Consider the following 657-nt stretch of genomic DNA (forward strand, 5'->3'; position numbering starts at 1 on the left):
CCCCATGAAGACTCGCGCCGCCGTCGCATTCGAAGCCAAGAAGCCGCTGGAGATCGTCGAACTCGACCTTGAGGGTCCGAAGGCCGGCGAAGTGCTGGTCGAGATCATGGCGACCGGCATCTGCCACACCGACGCCTATACGCTCGACGGGTTCGACAGCGAGGGCATCTTCCCCTCGGTGCTCGGCCATGAAGGTGCGGGTATCGTGCGCGAAGTCGGCGCAGGCGTCACCAGCGTGGTGCCGGGCGATCACGTGATCCCGCTCTACACCCCGGAATGCCGCCAGTGTAAGTCGTGCCTGAGCGGCAAGACCAACCTGTGCACCGCGATCCGCGCGACCCAGGGCAAGGGCCTGATGCCCGACGGCACGACCCGCTTCAGCTACAAGGGCCAGCCGATCTTCCATTATATGGGCTGCTCGACCTTCTCGAACTTCACCGTGCTGCCCGAGATCGCGGTGGCGAAGATCCGCGAGGACGCGCCGTTCCAGTCGAGCTGCTATATCGGCTGCGGCGTCACCACCGGCGTGGGCGCGGTGATCAACACCGCCAAGGTGCAGGTGGGCGACAATGTCGTGATCTTCGGCCTGGGCGGCATCGGCCTGAACGTGATCCAGGGCGCGCGGCTGGCGGGCGCGAACAAGATCATCGGCGTCGA

General features: G+C 65.6%; 1 protein-coding gene. It reads left to right on the forward strand.

Annotated elements, in window-relative coordinates; all coding sequences use genetic code 11:
• Positions 1-4: 4 nt before the first annotated feature.
• A partial coding sequence (locus P1X14_RS22065; RefSeq protein WP_277317573.1) for an alcohol dehydrogenase catalytic domain-containing protein occupies positions 5-657 on the forward strand: 653 nt, incomplete at its 3' end.

The organism is Sphingomonas sp. AOB5 (assembly GCF_029433115.1).
Lineage (GTDB): Bacteria > Pseudomonadota > Alphaproteobacteria > Sphingomonadales > Sphingomonadaceae > Sphingomonas.